The organism is Shimia sp. SK013 (assembly GCF_001292625.1).
Classification (GTDB): Bacteria; Pseudomonadota; Alphaproteobacteria; order Rhodobacterales; family Rhodobacteraceae; genus Shimia.
On record NZ_LAJH01000012.1, the window covers coordinates 506,965 to 528,761 of the forward strand.

The 21,797-nt window shown below is 56.8% G+C and carries 22 protein-coding genes; 17 read left to right on the plus strand and 5 right to left on the minus strand.

The genetic code is table 11. The annotated features are described in order from the left end of the window. Positions 1 to 85 precede the first annotated feature (85 nt). Positions 86 to 826, plus strand: coding sequence for a GntR family transcriptional regulator (locus SHIM_RS12175; RefSeq protein WP_193749913.1), 741 nt, complete (start codon positions 86 to 88; stop codon positions 824 to 826). A gap of 77 nt (positions 827 to 903) precedes the next feature. Here the strand turns inward: SHIM_RS12175 and SHIM_RS20670 are convergent, their stop codons facing one another. Next, positions 904 to 1,344 (minus strand): alpha/beta family hydrolase, encoded by a 441-nt coding sequence (locus SHIM_RS20670; protein ID WP_342585516.1) that lies wholly within the window; start codon positions 1,342 to 1,344, stop codon positions 904 to 906. Continuing rightward, a complete protein-coding gene (locus tag SHIM_RS20675; protein WP_206541363.1) occupies positions 1,296 to 1,613 on the minus strand; it encodes an alpha/beta family hydrolase in 318 nt (105 codons plus the stop codon). The genes SHIM_RS20670 and SHIM_RS20675 overlap by 49 nt, the downstream gene beginning before the upstream one ends. 260 nt (positions 1,614 to 1,873) lie before the next feature. Between SHIM_RS20675 and SHIM_RS12190 the strand changes: the two genes are divergently transcribed. From SHIM_RS12190 to SHIM_RS12220, 7 genes are all read left to right on the plus strand, one after another. Then, complete coding sequence (locus SHIM_RS12190) at positions 1,874 to 3,496, plus strand: long-chain fatty acid--CoA ligase (protein ID WP_054002899.1); 1,623 nt, start codon at positions 1,874 to 1,876, stop codon at positions 3,494 to 3,496. Next, a complete protein-coding gene (locus tag SHIM_RS12195) occupies positions 3,489 to 4,379 on the plus strand; it encodes an alpha/beta fold hydrolase (protein WP_054002900.1) in 891 nt (296 codons plus the stop codon). Before SHIM_RS12190 ends, SHIM_RS12195 begins: the two co-directional genes overlap by 8 nt. A 183-nt stretch (positions 4,380 to 4,562) precedes the next feature. After that, on the plus strand, positions 4,563 to 5,552 hold the full coding sequence (locus tag SHIM_RS12200) for an NAD(P)H-dependent flavin oxidoreductase (RefSeq protein WP_054002901.1): 990 nt from the start codon (positions 4,563 to 4,565) through the stop codon (positions 5,550 to 5,552). Then, complete coding sequence (locus tag SHIM_RS12205; RefSeq protein ID WP_241488853.1) at positions 5,549 to 6,220, plus strand: histidine phosphatase family protein; 672 nt, start codon at positions 5,549 to 5,551, stop codon at positions 6,218 to 6,220. Before SHIM_RS12200 ends, SHIM_RS12205 begins: the two co-directional genes overlap by 4 nt. A 31-nt stretch (positions 6,221 to 6,251) precedes the next feature. Beyond that, complete coding sequence (locus SHIM_RS12210; RefSeq protein WP_054002902.1) at positions 6,252 to 7,277, plus strand: phosphotransferase family protein; 1,026 nt, start codon at positions 6,252 to 6,254, stop codon at positions 7,275 to 7,277. 1 nt (position 7,278) lies between these two features. Continuing rightward, positions 7,279 to 8,055: an SDR family NAD(P)-dependent oxidoreductase gene (locus SHIM_RS12215; RefSeq protein ID WP_152926541.1), complete on the plus strand. Its 777-nt coding sequence runs from the start codon at positions 7,279 to 7,281 to the stop codon at positions 8,053 to 8,055. Positions 8,056 to 8,129: 74 nt separating this feature from the next. Then, positions 8,130 to 8,549, plus strand: coding sequence for a PaaI family thioesterase (locus SHIM_RS12220; RefSeq protein ID WP_054002904.1), 420 nt, complete (start codon positions 8,130 to 8,132; stop codon positions 8,547 to 8,549). Here the strand turns inward: SHIM_RS12220 and SHIM_RS12225 are convergent. Then, positions 8,546 to 9,949: an aminotransferase class V-fold PLP-dependent enzyme gene (locus SHIM_RS12225; RefSeq protein WP_054002905.1), complete on the minus strand. Its 1,404-nt coding sequence runs from the start codon at positions 9,947 to 9,949 to the stop codon at positions 8,546 to 8,548. The genes SHIM_RS12220 and SHIM_RS12225 overlap by 4 nt on opposite strands. A 132-nt stretch (positions 9,950 to 10,081) precedes the next feature. Here SHIM_RS12225 and SHIM_RS12230 point away from each other — a divergent pair, with 132 nt between their 5' ends. The 6 genes from SHIM_RS12230 (at position 10,082) to arsJ (ending at position 14,935) form a co-directional block, all read left to right on the plus strand. After that, the gene (locus SHIM_RS12230; RefSeq protein ID WP_206541364.1) at positions 10,082 to 10,561 is read left to right on the plus strand and encodes an Lrp/AsnC family transcriptional regulator; all 480 of its coding nucleotides are present in this window, start codon (positions 10,082 to 10,084) and stop codon (positions 10,559 to 10,561) included. An 87-nt stretch (positions 10,562 to 10,648) separates the two neighbouring features. Next, positions 10,649 to 10,975: an ArsR/SmtB family transcription factor gene (locus SHIM_RS12235; protein ID WP_054002906.1), complete on the plus strand. Its 327-nt coding sequence runs from the start codon at positions 10,649 to 10,651 to the stop codon at positions 10,973 to 10,975. A 20-nt stretch (positions 10,976 to 10,995) separates the two neighbouring features. Continuing rightward, positions 10,996 to 11,544, plus strand: a complete 549-nt coding sequence (locus SHIM_RS12240; protein ID WP_054002907.1) for an arsenate reductase ArsC — start codon at positions 10,996 to 10,998, stop codon at positions 11,542 to 11,544. Beyond that, positions 11,537 to 12,595 carry an ACR3 family arsenite efflux transporter gene (gene arsB, locus SHIM_RS12245; RefSeq protein WP_054002908.1) on the plus strand — a complete coding sequence of 353 codons (1,059 nt, stop codon included), beginning with the start codon at positions 11,537 to 11,539 and terminating at the stop codon, positions 12,593 to 12,595. Before SHIM_RS12240 ends, arsB begins: the two co-directional genes overlap by 8 nt. A 13-nt stretch (positions 12,596 to 12,608) precedes the next feature. Continuing rightward, complete coding sequence (locus SHIM_RS12250; protein WP_054002909.1) at positions 12,609 to 13,619, plus strand: ArsJ-associated glyceraldehyde-3-phosphate dehydrogenase; 1,011 nt, start codon at positions 12,609 to 12,611, stop codon at positions 13,617 to 13,619. Between the two features lie 47 nt (positions 13,620 to 13,666). Further along, entirely contained in the window at positions 13,667 to 14,935 is a 1,269-nt protein-coding gene (gene arsJ / locus SHIM_RS12255; RefSeq protein ID WP_054002910.1) for an organoarsenical effux MFS transporter ArsJ, read from the plus strand. A gap of 5 nt (positions 14,936 to 14,940) precedes the next feature. On the opposite strand, the gene SHIM_RS12260 is transcribed toward arsJ, so the two are convergent. Both SHIM_RS12260 and SHIM_RS12265 read right to left on the minus strand, forming a co-directional pair. Continuing rightward, positions 14,941 to 16,599: an adenylate/guanylate cyclase domain-containing protein gene (locus SHIM_RS12260; protein WP_193749914.1), complete on the minus strand. Its 1,659-nt coding sequence runs from the start codon at positions 16,597 to 16,599 to the stop codon at positions 14,941 to 14,943. A gap of 204 nt (positions 16,600 to 16,803) precedes the next feature. Then, positions 16,804 to 17,049 carry a hypothetical protein gene (locus tag SHIM_RS12265; RefSeq protein WP_152926534.1) on the minus strand — a complete coding sequence of 82 codons (246 nt, stop codon included), beginning with the start codon at positions 17,047 to 17,049 and terminating at the stop codon, positions 16,804 to 16,806. 177 nt (positions 17,050 to 17,226) lie between these two features. On the opposite strand from SHIM_RS12265, the gene lepA reads away from it, so the two are divergent. The 3 genes from lepA to SHIM_RS12285 all read left to right on the plus strand — a co-directional run bounded on the left by lepA (position 17,227) and on the right by SHIM_RS12285 (position 21,742). After that, the gene (gene lepA / locus SHIM_RS12270) at positions 17,227 to 19,041 is read left to right on the plus strand and encodes a translation elongation factor 4 (protein WP_054002913.1); all 1,815 of its coding nucleotides are present in this window, start codon (positions 17,227 to 17,229) and stop codon (positions 19,039 to 19,041) included. Between the two features lie 551 nt (positions 19,042 to 19,592). Then, positions 19,593 to 20,372 (plus strand): hypothetical protein, encoded by a 780-nt coding sequence (locus tag SHIM_RS12280; RefSeq protein ID WP_152926535.1) that lies wholly within the window; start codon positions 19,593 to 19,595, stop codon positions 20,370 to 20,372. 977 nt (positions 20,373 to 21,349) lie between these two features. Then, positions 21,350 to 21,742 (plus strand): rhodanese-like domain-containing protein, encoded by a 393-nt coding sequence (locus tag SHIM_RS12285; RefSeq protein WP_054002976.1) that lies wholly within the window; start codon positions 21,350 to 21,352, stop codon positions 21,740 to 21,742. Positions 21,743 to 21,797 lie beyond the last annotated feature (55 nt).

The window sequence follows — 21,797 nt, forward strand, 5'->3', positions numbered from 1 at the left end:
ATCCATTTTGGAATGAAATTCGACGAGATGTCGCTTGAGGCGCTGGATGGTTGACTTTGGGATCCCAAGTGTGGTGCAACAAAGCATGGAATCAATCGACACAGAACTCGCAGCACAAATCAGACAAGACATAATCTTGGGCGCCTACACCGAGGGGGAACGTCTCTCCGAAGCGCGCCTTTGTGAGGCGTATAATGTGTCACGCACACCCGTGCGCCTTGCCTTGCGTATACTTGAGCGCGAACGACTCCTGCGGCGCGGCGAGGGGCGCGGATACACGGTTTTTGCGCCAACGGTGCAGGATGTTCTTCAGGCTGTGCAGGTGCGCGGGCATTTGGAAAGCCTCGCCGCTCGCCTTATGGCTCAAGCCGAGGATCGTGCGGACCACCTGCCAAAGATGGCAAAAGCCATCGAGGACATCGACAAGCTTTTGAGCGCCGGAGAGTTTGGTGACAGTGCCAAGCGCCAGGCGCAGGTGGCCAACAAGGCATTTCACACCACCATTCTGGCCACCTGTGGCAACGACTACGTCAGCTATGCCTGCGAACAGATTAGCCACCTTCCGATGCTGTCAGCCGGGTCGATGGTGTTTGATCGCGCTACGACGACGTCGCCAAACCTGAACGAACGGGGTTTGTTCAGGCTGCATCTTGGCAACGCACAGCATCAGGTCATCTACGAGGCAATCGAAAAAGGCGATGCTGTGCGCGCCGAGGGCATGATGCGGGAGCATTCCCACACTATGGTCGACTACATTCGAACGTTTGAACGCAAAGATGACAGCCTTACGATCGCGGATCTGATTGCATATTCGGGCAACGAATAGACCACCGGTCCAATTGGCAACTCTGTCGTATCCAGAGCAGTGTCGGATTCAACAGGCTTCCAAAAGCCGCCGTCGGTTCAAAACGCGGCGAAGGTCCGGTTTCCGCTCGAATTCACCCTCTTCCGTTCACCGCAACAGATCAGAGATGCTGTTGGATCCATCCAGCCGCCCGTACTGCACACCCGCTTCAACTTGGCGGCATGGCTCGGCCCCGTGACCCGCTTGCGTGGCTTCAGGTCGTGGTCACCATCTGCCCCCCAAAAGAGGTCGAATTTGTTGGATAACGCATAGGCCACGACGTCTTCTTTAATCCCAAAAGGATCGCGAGTGCCTTGGCAGATCAGCGTGGGGACAGTCAGCCCCGCAAGATGTGCGGTGCGCAGCGTTTCCGACTTGCCTTGGGGATGAAACGGATGGCCCAAACATAGCAGCCCACCGATCGCGCCCGTGGTAAACAGATCGTCCGCGATCAGGCTGGCAACGCGTCCCCCCCCATCGACTTGCCGCCGATCACCAATGGCCCGTCACATGAAAGTGCCGCAATCGCCTTGCGGTATTCCTGCTGCAGGATGTCCCCATTCGGCGGGAGCCGATTTGACCCATTTGGCCGTCGCGTCGCGATATACTCAAACTCAAACCGCGCCAACCGAATGCCCCGCGCGGCCAGACCTTTAGCAACCATCACCATAAACGGCGCGTCCATTGTGGCGCCGGCCCCATGGGCAAATAGAAATGTCGGCGCATCCGCCGCCTCACCACCGTTCATCAGGAGATCAATCTCAGCCATTCAACCTGCCTCAGACATCCAAAAGGCGCCCTCAGGCGCCGCACATCGAAAAATCAATATTTTGCGAGCAAGCCAGACATTGCCGCAATATATGGACAGACACCAAGCTTCGCGAACTCCTTGCCCTGATTCCGCGACAACTTTTCCCCGATTTACATCCATAACGACGCTGCGGCATGGCGCAGATGGGCTTTTGATTTTTGCGCTGTCCGGCATAGGCTGCACGCCACTCGAATCTTTCAGGCAGGGGAGGGCCGGAAATGCAAGGCTCCATGATGATGCGTCCGCTCAAAATCGCGGACATTCTCAGCTACGCAGCAGAAATTCACCCGTTGAGCGAGGTGGTCTCGGTGCGCACCGAGGGCGATATCCATCGCCAGACCTATGCCGGCACCGCACGTCGCGTGGCAAAGCTGGCGCATGGGCTCGTATCGCAGGGCATGCAGACCGGCGACCGGGTCGCGACTTTGGCTTGGAACGGCTACCGCCATCTTGAGCTATACTATGCCATCTCAGGAGCAGGCGGCGTGTGTCACACCATCAACCCGCGCCTGTCGGCCGAGCAGATGACCTATATTGTCAACCATGCAAACGACACGATGCTGTTCGTGGATACAACGTTTGTGCCGCTTGTGGCAGCGTTGCGCGATCAATGGCCGGCGGGTTTGAAGGTTGTGGTCATGACTGACCGCGATCACATGCCGGAAGGTGATTTTTTGTGCTACGAGGAATTGTTGGACGGTCAATCCGACAGCTTTGATTGGCCTGATTTCCCCGAGGATACAGCAGCGGGTCTTTGCTATACTTCCGGCACCACCGGCAATCCCAAAGGCACGCTTTATACCCATCGCTCCACCGTGTTGCATGCGATGATGGTGGGTCTGTCTCTGCCAACGGCTTTGCAGCCGGGTAAGCGTATTCTGCCGGTTGTGCCGCTGTTTCATGTAAACGCCTGGGGCCTGCCATATGCGGCGCCGCTCACAGGGGCCTCGCTAATTTTCCCGGGCGGGGCGCTGGATGGTGAAAGCCTGTTCCGCCTGATGGACAACGAAAAGGTCTACTCCGCTTGGGGTGTTCCAACGGTGTGGCTCGGCCTGCAAGGCGAGATCACCAAGCAGGGACGTATGCCCGAGGGGCTTGGTGACATGGTTGTCGGTGGCTCTGCGGCGCCAGCCTCAATGATCCAGTTCTTTGAAGAAGGCGACGTCAACGTCTGTCACGCTTGGGGCATGACCGAGATGAGCCCGATTGGCACGCAGGGCAATTTGCCAGATCACCTCAACGACAAGCCGATGGCGGAACGCATCGCGATCAAATCCAAACAGGGGCGCCGTGTCTTTGGTGTGGATCTCAAGATTGTTGATGAGGACGGCAAACGCCTGCCGCATGACGGCGAGGCCGCTGGCGAACTTTATGTGCGCGGCAACGCGATCACGTCCGGCTATTTCGAGAACGAAGAGGCCAACAAGACGGCCTTTGACGCAGACGGCTGGTTTGGCACAGGCGATGTGGCCACTATTGATACACATGGCTTTCTGACCATCACTGACCGTGCCAAGGACCTGATCAAATCGGGCGGGGAATGGATTTCCTCGCTGGATCTGGAAAACACGGTCATGGCGCACCCCAAGGTGGCGAATTGTGCCGTAATCGCAGTGCCGCACCCTAAATGGGACGAGCGGCCCTTGATGATCGTGGTGCCTTCGCCTGAGGGCAAACCAGAGGTTGGTGACCTGATGGACATGCTCAAAGAACACTTCGCCACATGGCAGTTGCCTGACGATGTGGTGTTCGTGGAAGACCTGCCAATGACAGCGACGGGCAAGGTGTCCAAGCTGACATTGCGCAAGCAGTTTGGCGATCACAAACTGCCGGATGCGTGACATCCATTTCGAAATTGGCGGGCGCCCCTTTTTTGCCAAAACGGCAGGAAAAGAAGGGGCGCCTCTGATTTTGTGCCTGCATGGGTTTCCGGAATACTCCGGGGCCTATGAGGAGGTTTTGCCTTTACTTGCCGAGGACTATTTTGTCGTTGCACCGGACCAGCGCGGGTTTGGTCAAAGTTGGCGACCATTGGACGTCGCCTCTTACAAGACCGGAAAGCTCGCGGGTGACGCGGCTGTCATGGTGGACCACTTTGGCGGCGGACGTGCTGCGGCTGTGGTTGGCCATGATTGGGGGGCGGCGGTGGCCTATGCGCTTGCTATGAGCCACTGGGTTCAAATTGACGCGCTTGTAGTCGCCAATGGCGTTCATCCAGCCCCGTTTCAGCGTGCCATGGCGGCGGGCGGGGCACAGACAGAAGCAAGCCAATACATTGATGATCTGCGCATCGAGGGAAAAGAGCGTGATCTGATCAAGGATGACCACGCCGCGATTTTTGAAATCTTCAACAAAGACATGGATATGAGCTGGATGACGCCGGAGCGGCGGGCGGCTTACCGTAAAGCTTGGGGGGATGAAAACGGTGTGCGCGCCATGCTGAACTGGTATCGCGCCTCGCCGCTGAAACTCGCCAAGCCGAGCCAGCCTATCCCACCCGAGGACTTGCCGGCATTGCCCAGCGATGCCCTGCGCGTGGCAATGCCGCATCTGCTGATCTGGGGCATGAACGACAGCGCGCTCCTGCCGGAAAGCTATGATGGACTCGACGCCTTTTGCGACGACCTTACAATCGAGGAGGTCGCGGGCGCTGATCATTGGATCCTGCATCAACAGCCAGCTGACGTCGCATCGCGCATCCTCCGTTTTCTGGCGCGGGCTTAGGCTTTTTTGTTCCCCAAATACCTGTTTCTGCAAAAAACGTCCTTCGCCAAACGCCTGACGCTCTCAATCGTAACGGCGCAAGTTATCAGCGCAGCGTCATGTGACGTCATGTTACTTTCGCACGCTCTTGCTTGAGCGCACGGCGCACTGCCTTATCCTGCTCACCAACAACAGGAGTTTTTCATGTCCGGTGACAGCCATCTGCCAAAGGCACTTCAGGGTCTGCGTATCCCCGCGGTTGCCTCTCCCCTTTTTATCATCTCGGTGCCAGAATTGGTGATTGCCCAGTGTAAGGCCGGTATTATCGGCAGCTTTCCGGCGCTGAACGCGCGCGAAGGTGAGGGTGAACACCCGTTGCTGGACACATGGCTGACGCAAATCAGCGAAGAACTCGACCGTCACAATCAGGCAAATCCCGACTCGCCAGCGGCGCCCTTCGCAGTGAACCAGATCGTGCACCGCTCAAACACACGACTTGAGCGCGACATCGAGCTTTGCCACAAACACAAAGTGCCGATCTGGATCACCTCGCTTGGCGCGCGGGTTGAGGTCAACGACGCCGCGCATGACTGCGGCGGCATTGCGTTGCACGACATCATCAACAATCGCTTTGCCAAGAAAGCCATCGAAAAGGGCGCTGACGGGCTGATCGCAGTCGCGGCCGGTGCCGGCGGCCACGCTGGCCCACAAAGCCCGCTGGCGTTGATCAGCGAAATTCGCGAGTGGTTTTACGGGCCGCTTTTGCTATCCGGTTCAATCGGCACCGGCGCGTCGCTTTTGGCGGCACAGGCGATGGGAGCCGACCTTGGCTATATCGGCACGCCGTTCATTGCCACGGAAGAAGCCAACGCGCAGCAAGATTACAAAGAAATGATCGTTGAAAGTGGCGCGGACGATATCGTCTATAGCTCGCTGTTCACAGGCGTGGCTGGCAACTACCTCAAAGGTTCGGTTGCCAATGCGGGTATGGACCCCGACAACTTGCCGCAAGGCGACGTCAAAACCATGAACTTTGGCGATGATCGGGAAAAACCAAAGGCTTGGAAAACCATCTGGGGATCAGGTCAGGGCATCGGTGCGGTCAAAGACGTGGTGCCGACTGCTGATTTGGTGGACCGTTTTGAGCGGGAATACAACGCCGCTTGGACCCGGCTTCAGGCCCGCATGAAATGAGTCAGATGTTCCACCTTGTGCGCCATGCGCAGGCCAGTTTTGGCGCTGCCGATTATGACAACCTGTCAGAGTTGGGCCATCGCCAATCCGCAGCGCTGGGTGTGGCTTTGAAACAGCAAGGCGTGACGCCAGACGCTGTGTTCATTGGCGCGCAAAAGCGTCACCGCCAGACCTGGGAAGGCATCGAAAGCGCGCTTCAGACAGGCATCACACCGGTGGTTTTGCCGGGCTGGAACGAATTTGACTTTGGTGGTTTGCTCAAGGCGCGGTACGCAGAACGTGATGACGCCCCAGCGGATCTTAACAGCGATCGCAAAACCCATTTCCGTATTCTGCGTGATACAGTGCTGGAATGGCAAAGTGACGAGATTTCAAACCCGCCGGAAACCTTTGCGGCTTTTACGCAACGGGTGCGCGAGGCGCGCGCGATCATCGCGGCGTCCGGCGCAAAAGCCCCTATCGCGGTCAGTTCCGGTGGTGCCATCGGTCGCACCGTGGCTGACGTGATGGAGGCCCCCGCCGAGCAAATGATCCTGCTGCAATTGCAGGTCAAAAACTGCGCCGTTGCACGGTTTGTGCTGGCAAAAGGTCAGACATGGCTGAACGGATTTAACGAGACACCGCACATAGATGCGGACAACGAAGGCGAGATGCTGACTTATAGCTAAGGCAGGTGGCACTCGACATCGGGAGGACAAAATGGACGCGACCACACTTGACACAGCGGCAGTAGATCGCTGGCTTTCGGACAATCTCGAGGGCTATCAAGGCCCCTCTGTGGCCACCAAATTCAACGTCGGGCAGTCAAACCCGACTTTTCGTCTGGATGCGCCATCCGGCCAATACGTGCTGCGTCGCAAGCCGCCCGGGGTTTTGCTGAAATCCGCACATGCCGTCGATCGTGAATTTCGCGTGCAAAAGGCGCTGGCTGGCTCCGACGTGCCGGTCGCCAGAATGCACCTTTTGTGTGAAGACGACGATGTAATCGGCTCGGCCTTTTACGTGATGGATTACGTCGAGGGGCGCAATTTTGACGATCCGCGCCTTAAAGATTTGAGTAACGAACAGCGCACGGCCGTGATTGACGAAATGGGTCACGTCTTGGCCGCGATCCATTCGGTTGATATCGACGCTGCGGGCCTGTCCGATTACGGCCCCGACGGGAACTATTTTGAACGTCAGGTCGGGCGCTGGACCAAACAATACAAAGCGTCCGAGACCGAAAGCGTGCCGCAGATGGACGCTTTGGCAGAGTGGCTGAACGCCAACATTCCTGCCGATGACGGCAAGCGAACCCTGGTGCATGGCGACTATCGCATCGACAACATGTTGTTCTCCAAAGACGGCGAAAATGTTGTCGCGGTGCTGGATTGGGAGCTCTCGACCATCGGCCACCCCTATGCCGATCTGGCCGCAGTGATCATGCAGTGGCAGATGCCCCCCGGCAACGAAGGCCGCGGGCTGGCCGGCGTGGATCGCGCCGCGCTGGGCATGCCCACGGATGAGGAATTCATCGCCGCCTACTGCGCGCGCATGGGCTTGCCGGGGATCGAAAAATTCGGCTTTTACCTCGCCTTCTGTTTCTTCCGCATGGCGGGAATCATTCAAGGGGTGAAGAAGCGCGCACTGGACGGCAATGCGTCCGACCCCGAACGCGCAAAGCGGTTGGGGGGCTTCGTGCCGATGTTTGCAATGGCGGGTCTGGAGGCCGCAAAACGTGGATAAAATGTATCAAGACAAAGTGGTGATGATCACCGGTGCCGCAAGTGGGTTTGGCGCGATGGCCGCCCAGAAATTTGCTGATCAGGGCGCAAAGCTGGGCCTGTCAGACGTAAACGGCGAGAAGTTGACCGAGGTGGCCGAAGGGCTGCGCACGCAAGGCTTTGAGGTTGTCGCTGACGTGGTCAATGTCGCGGATGAGGCCCAAGTCAAAGCGCATGTCGACAATATCGCAGCCGCGTTTGGCACGATCCATGTGGGTATCAACAATGCTGGTATTGGTCATGACGTGCGACCTATGCATTACCTGACCACCGAAGATTTTGACCTGATGATGGATGTGAACGCCAAAGGCGTGTTCCTGTGCATGAAATATCAGATCCCGTTGATGCAGGCCCACGGGCAGGGCGCGATTTTGAACACCGCCTCCGCTGCTGGTTTGATGGGCGCAGGACATTTGTCGCTTTATGCGGCGGCCAAACACGCAGTTGTTGGTCTGACCAAGGCGGTCGCGGACGAAAACGCCAAACGCGGCATCCGCGTCAACGCGTTGTGTCCGTCGTTCTCGGCCACGCCTATGGTCGAGGAAATGGCCGACATCGTGGGCGATCGTTCGGGCTTGTCACGCGAGGATGCGTTTAACCATATCGCCAGCCGCGTGCCGATGGGGCGCGTGTCCAAACCCGAAGAAGTGGTTCAGGCGATGTTGTGGATCAACGCGCCGGAAAACAGCTTTATGACCGGTCAAGCGATCGCCATCGATGGCGGCCTCAGCGCGGTCTGACCCCATGCCGCGTGCCTGCTTTTATCTGGCGCGCGGTTTGCCAATCTCTGTTGATGTAAAGGCTACGTTTTTTGATGTCGCACGCCCCACTTGACCCCGCGCTTGATGAGGCGCCCTACGAGCTGCAAAAGCACCTCGGCTTCAACCTCACCCATTGGGATGTGGATTACGCACGACTGGAATTGCCGATCGCACCCCATCTGATGAATCGCGCGGGCATTCCACATGGCGGCATCTATGCGACGCTTTTGGACACAGTCATGGGGTTTGGAGGTTGCTTTACTGGCGATCCAAATCACAAGAAACTGGCGCTTACCCTGTCGCTGACCACCAACTTTCTCAGCCGGCCAAAAGGGCAGGGGCTGATTGCCGAAGGTTGGCGCACAGGCGGCGGCAAGCGCACCTTCTTTGCCGAAGGCACCATTACAGAGGAGACCGGAGAAGTCATTGCGCGCGGCAGTGGTGCGTTCCGCTATCGCGACACCCGGCTTTAGGCCGCCGCGCTGTCCAACTGATCCCAGTTTCGTGCCAGCTCAGCCACTGAGTTGAGAACAAAATCGACAGTGTTCTCATCCATCAGAACGCTGAGGTTCAGCCGTACAAATCCCGGCTTCTCCGACCCGTCGCCTGACACGATATTGTCCCGAATGCGTCGGCTGTCGGCATCGGCGATGGCCAACAGATGATGCACATAAGGTCCGGCACAAGAGCAGCCGCCGCGCGCTTGAATGCCGTAACGATCCGACAGCGCGGTGGTGAACGCATTGTGGTCGATGCGCTGTCCGGCGCTGTCCACCGGCACAAACGAGAGGATCGGCAACCTCTCGCGCCGGTCCGCTGCCAAAAGGCGGATGTGGGCATGGTCTTTCCAAGCTGAAAACGCTTTCGCCGTCAGTTCTGCGTTGCGTGTGTTCATAAAATCTTGCCCGATCACGTCTTTTACAATCAACGCCAGGGCGGCGCGGATATCGCCAATCACATTGGGCGTTCCGCCTTCTTCGCGTTGTTCCAGCGAGGCGACATAGTCGTGCTGGTGGGCGTTCACAAACGCTACGGTGCCGCCGCCGGGGCGGTAGGGCACGTTGGCTTGTACCGTGTCGCGACGCAGGATCAGAACACCACTCGCGCCAGGGCCGCCTACGAATTTGTGCGGAGAAAACACCAACGCGTCGATGTTCACCTGTGTCTCTGGCGACATTTGCATCGCAAGATACGGTCCGCCACCCGCGTAATCCCACACAATTTTTGCGCCAGCAGCTTTTGCAATCCGCGTCACGTCAGCAACGTCTGTGATGACGCCTGTGACATTTGCGGCTGCGCTCATCGAGACAAACACGCGGCCACGTTCGGTGTATTTGTCGAGTTCTGATTGCAAGGCATCAAGGTCAGGGCCCGCTTCGACGCCCTCGGGGATTTCCACCACCAATGCACCGCTTTCGCGCCATGGCAACAGGTTGGAATGATGCTCATAGGGGCCGACCAGAACGGTGTCACCGGGCTTGACGCTCCAAAGATGTACCAACTGGTTCAAACCGGTTGTGGCGCCGCTTCCGGAGAAAATCACAGCGTGTTCATCACGATTGGCACCACACAGCCGTGCCACGCTCTCTCGCGCTGCCTCGCGCAGCGTTGTCATTTTGGCACCGCAAAACGAGGCTTTGGTGTGGGTGTTGGCATAATAGGGCAACACCTCCTCCATCACGAAACTCTCCACTTGGCTGAGGGCCCGTCCGGACGCAACATAATCGGCATAAATCAACCGCTGCACCCCAAACGGGCCCTCTATCTGGATGTTCGAACCAATCACCCCCCGGCACAGAGCGTTATGAGCTGATGGCGTCGCGGCCCTCAGCGTTGCTGCAAATTTATCAAATGCATCGATCTGTTTTCGCATCGTTCTATCCAGTGTTTTTGGTCGCCAATTGCGACCGTTCCTAAGTGGTGAGGCAAAGATAGCCGCTGTTTGGTAAAGAAACTTCACCCATTTGATATGGAAACTTCGAAATTTTTGTGTCATATGATCGAAATGAGGGAGAATTTTGACAATATTGATCGACGCATTCTGGATTTCCTGCAACGGGACGCCTCGTTGTCTCAGCGTGCACTGGGGGAACAGGTCGGCCTGTCGCAGAATGCGCTTTGGCGGCGGCTAAAGCGGTTGGAAGACAGTGGTGTCTTGCAAGGCAGTCATATGCAGGTTGATGCAGCGAAGCTTGGGCTGGATTTGACGGTGTTTGTTATGGTGCGCACGCGTAACCATTCGATGGACTGGGCCGAAGGGTTTCGCAAACACGTTGCGCTGATCCCTCAGGTCATTGAAATGCACCGCATTGGCGGCGATTGGGACTATATGCTCAAGATTGTGACCACCGGCATGTCCGGTTACGACGCGGTCTATCAACGCCTGACCACGGGGTATGAATTGGACACTGTAACCGGCTATTTCGCCATGGAAACCATGCTTGAGGGGCGTCCGCTGGATGTTTTTGACGGCGTCGCGCGCTAAATCCTGTTCGATATTGTCATGAAACTTTCACTGCGAAGCGCGAAAAGGCTCTTGCAGTTTTCTCTATTTATCCATAATTCGTGAAATATGGATAAGACAGATGCCCTTTCCGCTTTTGCGGCGCTTAGTCAGGAAACACGACTGGATGTGTTTCGCCTTTTGATCGAGGCGGGAGATGCAGGTCTTGTCGCCGGAGAGATTGCTGAAACACTCGACGTGAAACAAAACACGTTGTCGGCCAATCTTTCGGTGCTGTTGCATGCGAAGCTGGTCAAAAACCAACGCGAAGGACGGGCGATCCGCTATTTCGCGAACACCTCAGGGTTGCAGGGCCTGCTGGGATATTTGTTGGAAGACTGTTGTGGCGGCCGACCGGACCTGTGCCGACCGCTGATCGAAAACTTGACGTGCTAAGTCTGTAAGGAGCCAAGGCAATGGCAGGCAAAATCTACAATGTATTGTTTCTCTGTACCGGAAATTCGGCGCGCTCACTGATGGCTGAGGCCATAATGCAGCGTGAAGGGAGTGGCCGTTTTAAAGCGTTTTCAGCGGGCTCAAAGCCGCGTAGCAAACCGCACCCCTATACGCTTGAACTTTTAAGCGGTCTTAACCACGACACGTCTTTTGCGAGATCTAAGGGCTGGGAAGAATTCGCCGCGCCAGATGCGCCGCAGATGGATTTCGTGTTTACGGTTTGTGACCAAACCGCTGCCGAAGAATGCCCCGCATGGCCGGGACGACCGATGTCGGCGCATTGGGGGCTGCCGGATCCGGCGAGTTTTGAGGGCACAGACGCCGAAAGGCGGGTCGCTTTTTCGGAAACGTATCGCATGCTGCGAAACCGCATTTCGATTTTTGCAAACCTTCCGGTTGATGGACTTGACCGCGTGGCCCTCAAAAAAGACCTTGATAAAATCGGACGCGACAATGGCGAGGATCTTCTGGCCGCTATTCGCCTTCAGATGGGGAAAGCCAATGACTGATCACGCGACTCAGGCTGAGGCGGGTCTTGGTACATTTGAACGATTGCTGTCGCTTTGGGTGGCCATTGCCATCGGTGCGGGGTTGTTGCTCGGAAGTGTATTTCCTAGCGTTTTTGAGGGGTTGGCCGGCTTTGAAATGGCGTCGGTCAACTTGCCGGTCGCCATTCTGATCTGGGCGATGGTTTATCCGATGATGATTGGCATCGACTTTGGTGCGCTGTCTGATGTTGGCCGTAAGCCCAAGGGGTTGGTGATCACGGTCGTTGTAAACTGGCTGATCAAGCCTTTTACAATGGCGGCACTCGGCGTGCTGTTCTTTGAGTATATCTTTGCGCCCTGGATCGATCCCCAAACCGCGAGCGAATACCTCGCTGGTGTGATCTTGCTGGGGGCTGCGCCTTGTACGGCGATGGTGTTTGTCTGGTCCAACTTGGTACGGGGCGACGCGAACTACACATTGGTGCAGGTCAGCGTAAATGACATCATCATGGTTTTTGCTTTTGCGCCGATTGTCGCGTTTTTATTGGGCGTAACTGACATCACGGTGCCTTGGGAAACGCTGATCCTGTCGGTGGTTTTGTATATCTTGCTGCCGTTGGTAGCTGGCTACATCACCCGCAAACGCTTGATGGGGCAGGGCGGGGAAGCCGCTGTTGACGCCTTTCGTAACAGACTGCGTCCGGCCTCCGTTGGGGGACTGTTGCTAACGGTTGTTTTGCTCTTCGGCTTTCAGGCGCAGGTGATCCTGTCGCAACCGCTCAATATTGTGCTGATCGCGGTGCCGCTGATGATCCAGACTTATGGCATCTTCTTCATAGCGTATGGTGCCGCAAAACTGTGGAAAGTTCCGTTTGAGGTCGCCGCTCCCTGTGCCTTGATCGGGACGTCAAACTTCTTTGAATTGGCTGTCGCCGTGGCGATCTCGCTCTTTGGATTGGGCTCGGGTGCCGCGCTTGCCACCGTTGTGGGCGTTCTGGTCGAAGTGCCAGTGATGCTCAGTCTTGTTGCATTTGCCAACCGCACGCGCGGCTGGTTCCCCTCACAAACCTAAAGGACCGCACCTTATGACCAAAATCGCAATCAACGGCCTTGGCCGTATGGGTAAATTGGTAATGCGCAGCTTCTTTGATCTTGGCATTGATGCCGAAATTGTATTGCTGAATGATCCGGTGGGTGACGCCGAACTGCACGCGCATCTGCTGGAATTTGACACCGTGCATGGCCGTTGGCGGGCCGATTTCGCGTTTGATGCCGACAGCATCACCGTTGACGGTCACCAAATGCGCAAAACCGCCGCTTGGAAACTCGAGGATCTGCCACTCGCGGAACTTGGCGTTGATCTGGTGGTGGACTGCACCGGTGCGTTTAAGTCCAACGCCAAGTTGCAGCCCTATTTTGACGCTGGCGTGAAAAAGGTCGTGGTGTCGGCACCCGTCAAGGAAGACGATGTCGCCAATATTGTCATGGGTGTGAACGACGCCATTTATGACGCCGCGACCCACAAGGTTGTGACGGCGGCATCCTGCACCACCAACTGCATCGCGCCAGTGGTCAAGTTGATCCGTGATAAACTTGGCATTGAGCAGGCCAGCTTTACGACTATTCACGACGTGACCAACACGCAGGTGATTGTCGATAAGGCCCACAAAGACCCACGCCGTGCACGGTCAGCGTTGAATTCGCTGATCCCGACCACCACAGGATCTGCCAAAGCTATCATCCAGATTTTCCCGGATATGGAGGGCAGGATCGACGGCACCGCCGTGCGCGTGCCGCTGCTGAATGCGTCCCTCACTGACATGGTGTTTGACGTCAGCCGCGACACTTCAGTGGAAGAGGTCAACGGCTTCTTCGCCGAAGCCGCCGCAGGCGAGCTGGACGGCATTTTGGGTTACGAAACCCGTCCGCTGGTCAGCTGCGATTTCACCAACGATGACCGTTCAACCATTGTGGACGCGCTCTCGACACGTGTGGTGAACGGCAAACACGTCAAAATCTATGCGTGGTATGACAACGAGTGGGGTTATGCTTTCCGCTTGGCCGACGTGACCCGAATGGTGCTTGCGAGTCTTTAATTCTGGAGGTTCGTGCCAGGCACGGGCCGCGCTGCTGAGTGAGTTTGATGACCGACACACAGATCAAAACGCCCGACCCAAAGCCTGACGGCCTTGCCGCCTATGTTACCGTCACTGCCGCCTATTGGGCCTTTATGCTGACGGACGGCGCGCTCAGGATGCTGGTGTTGTTGCATTTTAACGGTCTGGGCTTCTCGCCGATCCAGTTGGCCTATCTGTTCCTGCTCTATGAGGTCATGGGCATCGTCACAAACCTCTCCGCCGGTTGGATCGCGGCGCGTTTTGGGCTGACTTCGACGTTATACGCCGGTCTCACCATCCAAATCCTCGCGCTGATCGCGTTGGCACAGCTTGACCCAGCGTGGGGCATCGCTGCCTCGGTGATCTTTGTGATGTGCGTGCAAGGCGCGTCGGGCGTCGCCAAAGATCTGTCAAAAATGTCGTCCAAATCAGCGGTCAAACTGCTGGCCCCCAAAGATGACGGCGGCCTGTTTCGCTGGGTGGCGCTGCTGACGGGGTCCAAAAACGCCGTCAAAGGCTGCGGCTTTTTCCTTGGCGCGGCCCTGCTGGCAATCTGGGGCTTTCAGGCCTCGGTCTGGGGCATGGCGATCATCCTTGTGGTGATTCTGGTCGGCGTCGTGATCTTTATGCCCACTGGTCTGCCGCAAGGCTCCAAGGCGGCCAAATTCTCGCAGGTGTTTTCCAAAGACAAAAACGTCAACCGCCTGAGCCTCGCCCGCATGTTCCTGTTTGGCGCGCGGGACGTGTGGTTTGTGGTCGGCATCCCTGTCTATTTCAACGCAGTGCTGTCGGATGGCACCGCCGAGGGCCGCCGCGAGGCATTCTTTATCATCGGCATCTTCATGGCGGTCTGGATCATCCTTTACGGCGCGGTTCAGGCCAACGCGCCGCGTATCCTCAAAGCGGCCACCGCTACGACGGACGAAATCACCGCTAAAGCCATCAATTGGGTCGGTTATCTGACGCTGGTGCCGTTGGTGCTGACGGGGGCTGTCCTGATGCTGGACACATCACTGACCCTCACATCCATCCTGATCATCGGTCTGCTGGTGTTTGGCTTTATCTTCGCGGTGAATTCAGCAGTTCACAGCTATCTGATCCTCGCGTTCACCTCGGATGAGCGTGTGACCATGGATGTGGGGTTCTACTATATGTCCAATGCGGCCGGCCGGCTCATCGGCACACTATTGTCTGGTGTCAGCTATCAGGTCGGTGGCCTGCCTTTGTGTCTGTCAACAGCGGCTGTCATGGCGGGCCTCAGCTGGCTTGCCGCCCGCCGCCTGCAAAAAGACTAACCGGATTAGACGGGCTCCGCCTCGGGGTGTAGCGCGGTGTTCAGCCATTCCAGATCTTCTGGCAATGCCAGCCGGTTGATTGACACAGAAGGCCCTTTTGGCAAGCTTTCAGCAGCTTTTCGTGCCGCATCCAGACCGGGCAAGTCTTGCGCTTTTTCACATGCCAACGCTTTCAACAATTGCAATCCACGATCCGTTGGCCGCAGGTCAGCCGCCTGACACGCGTTGTCATGGGCCTTTTCAAATTGCCCGGCACCAAGGAAAACGCGTGCATTGAAACACAGTCGATTGACACGAAACGGGTCTGCGCTGCCCATTTCCTCATAGACCGACAGCGCGTCGGCAGCGGCAGCATAGTTTCCCTCAAGAAACGCTTTTTGCGCTATCAAATCGACAACGCCGATGAAATTCGGGTTGATCTCGCGCGAGCGCGCGATATCCGATGCTGCGCCAGCGAGATCGCGCTGCACCTTGAGCCGGTAAGCCCCGCGCGCCCAGAACACAAAATCACTGGTTGGGCATGCCTCAACCGCGATGTCCAGTTCCTGCGCCATCTCGGCCAGCTTTTGAGGGTCTTCTTTTGCGAAATGGACGGACCACAAATTCAGCCTGCTTTGCGCACGCATGGCCAAGGACATGCCATCATTGGGGCTAAGCAAGACCGCACGGTCCAATGCCTCAAACCCTTTTTCCCAGCTTTCCAGCGATTGTTTGAAAAACAGAGTCGCAGCGCGGGCGCGCAATTCCGACACGCTCAGCTGGTTGATGCTCAGATGGGCCATCCGGTCGCCGTCGCGAGATATGGTCTGGATGCGCACGTCGCCTTCCATGCGCGGCATCAGCTCATCCACAAAGGCAAAGGGATCGGTCGGGTCGCCCTCGTAGGTGCCGGTCCACAGGGTGCTCATGTCTTCACGCAGAATAAGCGACAGGGTGAATCGCGCCCGTGCGCCTGACACCCGCAACCGTCCACGGATCAAATAGATTGGCGGCGTGATTTCCAGACTGTCTGCATCCACTGTGGCGACGCCGGTTCGTTTGAAAGACAGATGCACCAACCCGTCATGCAGATCCTGCGCAATCGCGGCGATCTCTGGAGTATCCGGTGCGGCGGCAAAACTCTCAAACCCAACAGACGGCAAATCGCCCGCGTTTGGCGCTGTGGTCAAGTTGGCCGGCCGCCATTGATACAGGCGAATAGGTTTGGCGATATTTTTGAGGTTGAACACCCCAACATCGTTCAGCTCTTTTTGACGCGATTCAGACAATTGGCGAAACAGGTCTTCGGAGAACATGGCACCACCTGGAGGCGCTTCGGTCTCGATGCGCTGGGCGATATTGACGCCATTGCCATAAAAATCGGCCTCATCTTCGACGATCTCGCCGATGTGACAACCAATACGCAGTTTGATGACCTCATGTTCGGCAAGGCTGCTTTGCACCTCTTCGGCGCAATCCAAAGCGGCCTCAACACCGGGAAAGGACAAAATCCAGCCGTCGCCCATGCGCTTGAGCACCTCGCCACCATGCGTGGCTGCAACGGGTTCCAGATGCTTTTTGCGCAGTTCTTGCACACTGGCCACCGCCAATGCCTCATTCTCACCCATCAAGGCGGAATAGCCGACAAGATCGGCGCACATCAATGTTGTCAAACGGCGTTGCATGGCTGTTTTCCCTGACATTTTACGGCCCAACATACATGGATACGGGTCCACCCTCAAACTTGTCCAGAATCTTGGGTCCGGCAAGGGCCGCTTCAAGGGGTATACACGAATAAAGTAAACCCGTGAGTTCAGGTCAGGGCCATTCGTTTAGGTTTCAATGTGGGCGCATCACGTCATGGCCCTGTTTAACGTGATGCTCGGTGATCAGTTAATCGCGGCGATGGTCACCGGTTTGATTTCATCCGATGACATTTGCGGGAGCGTTTGTGTGTAGGCCGATCGCACCTCCGGCAGGAACTGCAACCCGATCAACACAATTATCGTAAACAGCCCCAGATTGCGAAACAGCTCGTTTGAAACCTCCGCCAGATAGCCGGCATGTGATGCCGGCGCCTTGCGAAAATCCAGTCCTTGGCGCGCAGCAGCCGGCGCCTTTTCCCATAGTGCCATGTGACCCTCCCCAGCGGTCATGGCCCCCACTAAAACAGATTCGGCCACAGTTTGGTGAATTTTTTGTTCACAAACGGCCGCGCTGGGCGTGCCCACCCGTGCAATGCCTATCAATTCATCGCTTACCCAGCTTAACGTGCCTTGACCGCATGGGCTTTTGTGCGCATATCCCGATCCATGACCGATCTGTCCAAAATCCGCAATTTCTCCATCGTGGCACACATTGACCACGGCAAATCCACCCTTGCTGACCGGCTCATCCAAGAGACCGGCACGGTGAAGGACCGCGATATGAAGGAGCAGCTGCTCGACAGCATGGACATCGAGCGCGAACGTGGCATCACGATTAAGGCCAACACGGTGCGCATTGACTACAAGGCGGACGATGGCGAGACCTATATTCTCAACCTCATCGACACCCCCGGTCACGTCGATTTTGCCTATGAAGTCTCCCGCTCGATGCGTGCGGTCGAAGGCTCGCTTTTGGTGGTCGACAGCTCGCAAGGTGTTGAGGCGCAAACGCTCGCCAACGTCTATCACGCGATGGAGGCCGACCACGAGATTGTGCCCGTCCTGAACAAGATCGACCTGCCGGCCTCTGACTGTGACCGCGTCGCCGAACAGATTGAAGACGTTATTGGGATTGAGGCCACCGGCGCCATCCAGGTTTCTGCCAAGACCGGCCAAGGCATCCACGAAACGCTGGAATCCATCGTCAAGGATTTGCCTGCCCCCAAAGGCACACTTGATGCGCCGCTTAAGGCGATGCTGGTGGACAGCTGGTATGACGCTTATCTCGGCGTGATCGTTCTGGTGCGGATCATGGACGGCACCCTGAAAAAGGGCCAGCGCGTCAAATTCATGTCCAACGGCACGTTGCATTCGGTGGACCGCGTCGGCGTCTTTCGCCCGGAAATGCAAATGGTCGACAGCTTGGGCCCGGGAGAGATCGGCTTCTTGACCGCCTCGATCAAACAGGTCCGTGACACCCGCGTCGGTGACACCATCACCAACGACCGCAACGGCACCGAAGATGCACTCGACGGCTTTAAGCCCGCGCAGCCAGTGGTGTTCTGTGGCCTCTTCCCTGTGGACTCCGCCGAATTCGAAGACCTGCGCGACGCCATTGACAAACTGGCGCTCAACGACGCGTCTTTTAGCTTTGAAATGGAAACCTCCGCCGCGCTGGGCTTTGGCTTCCGTTGTGGTTTCTTGGGGCTTTTGCACCTCGAAGTGATCCGTGACCGCATTGAGCGTGAATACAACATCGAGCTGATCACCACCGCGCCGTCGGTGATTTATCACGTCTATATGAAGGGCAAGAACAACACCGTTGGCGAGATGATCGAGCTGCACAACCCCGCCGACATGCCCGACATGTCCAGCGTTGCCCATCTCGAAGAGCCGCGCATCAAGGCGACCATCCTTGTGCCCGACGAATACCTCGGCGATGTGCTGAAACTTTGCCAGGACCGTCGCGGCATTCAGCTTGATTTGACATACGCCGGCTCGCGGGCGATGGCGGTTTATGACCTGCCGCTCAACGAGGTGGTGTTTGATTTCTACGACCGTCTGAAATCGGTGACCAAGGGCTACGCGTCCTTTGATTACCAAATGGAGGGCTACCGCGAAGACAATCTTGTGAAGATGTCGGTGCTAGTGAACGATGAACCTGTGGATGCGCTGTCGATGATGGTGCACCGTGACCGCGCCGAAGAGCGTGGCCGTGCGATGTGCGAAAAGCTCAAGACCTTGATCCCGCGCCACATGTTCAAAATTCCGATCCAAGCGGCGATCGGCGGCAAAGTGATTGCCCGCGAAACCCTGTCTGCCCTGCGTAAGGACGTGACCGCGAAATGTTATGGCGGCGACGCCACGCGGAAACGCAAGCTGCTGGACAAGCAGAAAAAGGGTAAGAAAAAGATGCGCCAGTTCGGCCGCGTCGAGATCCCGCAGGAAGCGTTTATCTCAGCACTCAAGATGGACGACTAGTCCATTTTCGAGTGCGAGCGGGCGAAAGCTTTTTGGCAAAGCCAAAACGCGTGCCCGCCCCGGAACTTATGGCGCACAACGTTCGCCCCAAACACCCAAAGGCCGCTCCCCCGAGCGGCCTTTCTCTTTTCCAACCTTTCCGGAGAGCCACAACTCAAGGATCGCGCCCGACCCCAAGGGCGGCTCTCCGTCTGCCGTAGCCTATCGCCAATCCCCAAGCGTCCCGTCTGGCGTAGACGTTGCAAAATCGCACCCGCCGTCAAACCGAAGGTTTGCCTTCGGCAAAACGAGGGCGGGGTCGGGCGCGATCCGGATCACATGTGATCCGGTAGAATTCGAAGACTTGCATTGCTATCGCAAATGGGTACCTTCGCGACCAAATTTCACTGGAAAGTTGTTGTGTCCGATTTATTCAACCAAATCTTCCAAGCAATGAACGCGCGTTTGCGTAGTCCATTTATTGGTTACTTTATTCTCGCGCAAATCTACCTGAACTACGCCGCATTCATTTTGCTGTTTTGGGGCGAAGGCACAGTTGATGAGCGCGTCGCGTGCTTCACTTCGACTGTGACGTTCGAGCGATTTGTTGCTCTTCCTGTTGTGGTTTCTATCGTCGGGGGATCCTAGGGCCTTGGATCAAATTTGGCGGTGCGTGGATAGCGAAGCGGCCTTCTGAACGTTTAAAAAAACTTGAGAGTGATGAAACAAGAAAAATTCGGGTCCACAATTTTGAGCAGGCTGCCGAGGAACTGAGAGCAGAGGCTGAGTATAACCGAAATAAGGTGGATGTTGCGGAAAGTCTTCAGAGAGCGCAACAGGTGGGCGGCTCGGAACTGGTGAATGAAATAAAGGCTGGCCCGAAAGCGGATGTGGGCGAGAGCGCTGGAATTGAAGAAAGCTCTTTAGAACCAAAGACAGAAGTGCAGAAAAAAGAAGCGCGACCGTTTAATGACCGGAAAGATTCGAGCCAACTCACTTCAAAAGTCGAGAAAGAAGCTATTCTCGCAGCCATCGACGACTATTGGAATTTGAATTTAGCGCAGATGATACTTCAGATCCCTTCAGAGATGGCTGGAAAAGTCGGGGTGGCTCACGCCCGTCATCAAAGTGTAAATAGTTGGTTTTGGACGGTTGATTTCGTTGATGGCCTGATGCTTGATGCTGGACACTCAAAATTGGCCTCCAAGTTGCCGGAAAAGCTAGAGAGAGCTGTCAAGCTGGGATTGTTTTCTCAACTTGATCACGAGAGGCTCAGAGTTTCTGATGATCTAGAGGTTTTTGCAATTGCAGCGAAAAATTGGATCGACAAAAATCAGAACGACGGCAGCTAGCACGAAACAAGGTTCGTCAATGAGTGAAACCGAAGATTCGGATTGCAACTTTTTGGGCTATGCTCATTCACTCCCGAATTACCCCACTGGCCCGGCACGGGCCGCGCCCGACCCTCCCCACGGGAGGGCGCATTCGCTTCCTCCCAGGGTCAGGCGCTGCCCTTTGTTGTTCTCCCAAATTGGGCTCTGCCTGTTCGCGTCTAGGAAACGGTCTACCGGACCGTTTCCTAGACGCCGCTCACTCATCCAAAAAACTTCCATCCCCCCACAACTCCCCCGACAAAAACCCTTTTCCAAACCCATCCCCACATTCCCCACATCTTATCCACAGACCTCCCCCCAGACCTACCCACAGCCCGCCGCAAAATTCCCTTGCCCGACTCAGCTCCGTTGACCCAACGTTGAATCAACGCAAGGGGTCGTGAGACATAGTCAAACACCTCAAGCGGGACGCGAAGGTCTTTCGGGGTCGGAGCGGCGCCGGGATAGGTTACACCGAACTGGCGACGTGTTGAGGACACCGGAACGCTGGCCGAAACGTCAGGGACGCCAAGAGGGTTCATAGAACGCTCGCGGTAACGCCAAGGCAGGAAGGCAGTGCATAAAAACCAGCGCGTAGGCCGGTGGATTGGGGCAACCTAAGATATCGGTAGGGGGGAGCGAATTTTGGGACGAGATCCGGCCAAGGGGGCAACCCGGCGGTTGGGTGGATGTGACAAGGTTCGGATCCCGCAGCAACGGCAGATGAGATGGCCCCTTTCGAGGATCGCCCGGTGTGCCTGAGCAGCGAATGGAGATACCGGCGGGTTCGCTCAAAGGTGGGAACATTCCAAGAAGGCGTCAGGTCCGCGGACTTGGGAAAGGCTTGCCTCTCCCGTAATGTCCGAGCCCCTGACGCCTTCTCTGCGTTTTGTCATATGGTTGCAAAACTTTGCATGTGTCTTAGTCTGGTGGAAACCCAGATCAAGGAGACTGCCATGTCTGTGACCGCCGCCGACCTTTTGCAAGCCGCCCACGCGGTCGTTCCGAAAATCTCCGCGGCTGACGCGCAGGCCTTGATGGCCAAGGGCGCGCTGTTGCTGGATGTGCGCGACGCACCCGAGCTTCAGGCCAATGGCCGCGCCGAGGGCAGCCATCACATCCCGCGCGGCATGCTGGAGTTTCGGGCAGATGCCGCAACCCCGTTTCATGATCCCGAACTGCGCAAGGACCGCCCTGTGATCCTGCATTGCGCCTCTGGCGGGCGCGCCGCGCTGGCCGGAAAGCTGCTCAGGGATATGGGCTTTGCTGAGGTCCACAATTTGGGTGGGTTTCAGGACTGGGTGGACGGCGGCGGGTCGGTGATCGAGCCGGTTGATCCGGGCATGTGAGGCCTTTTTCAAAGGTGCACAAAAAACCGACGCGTTACCGACGCATTACCCACGC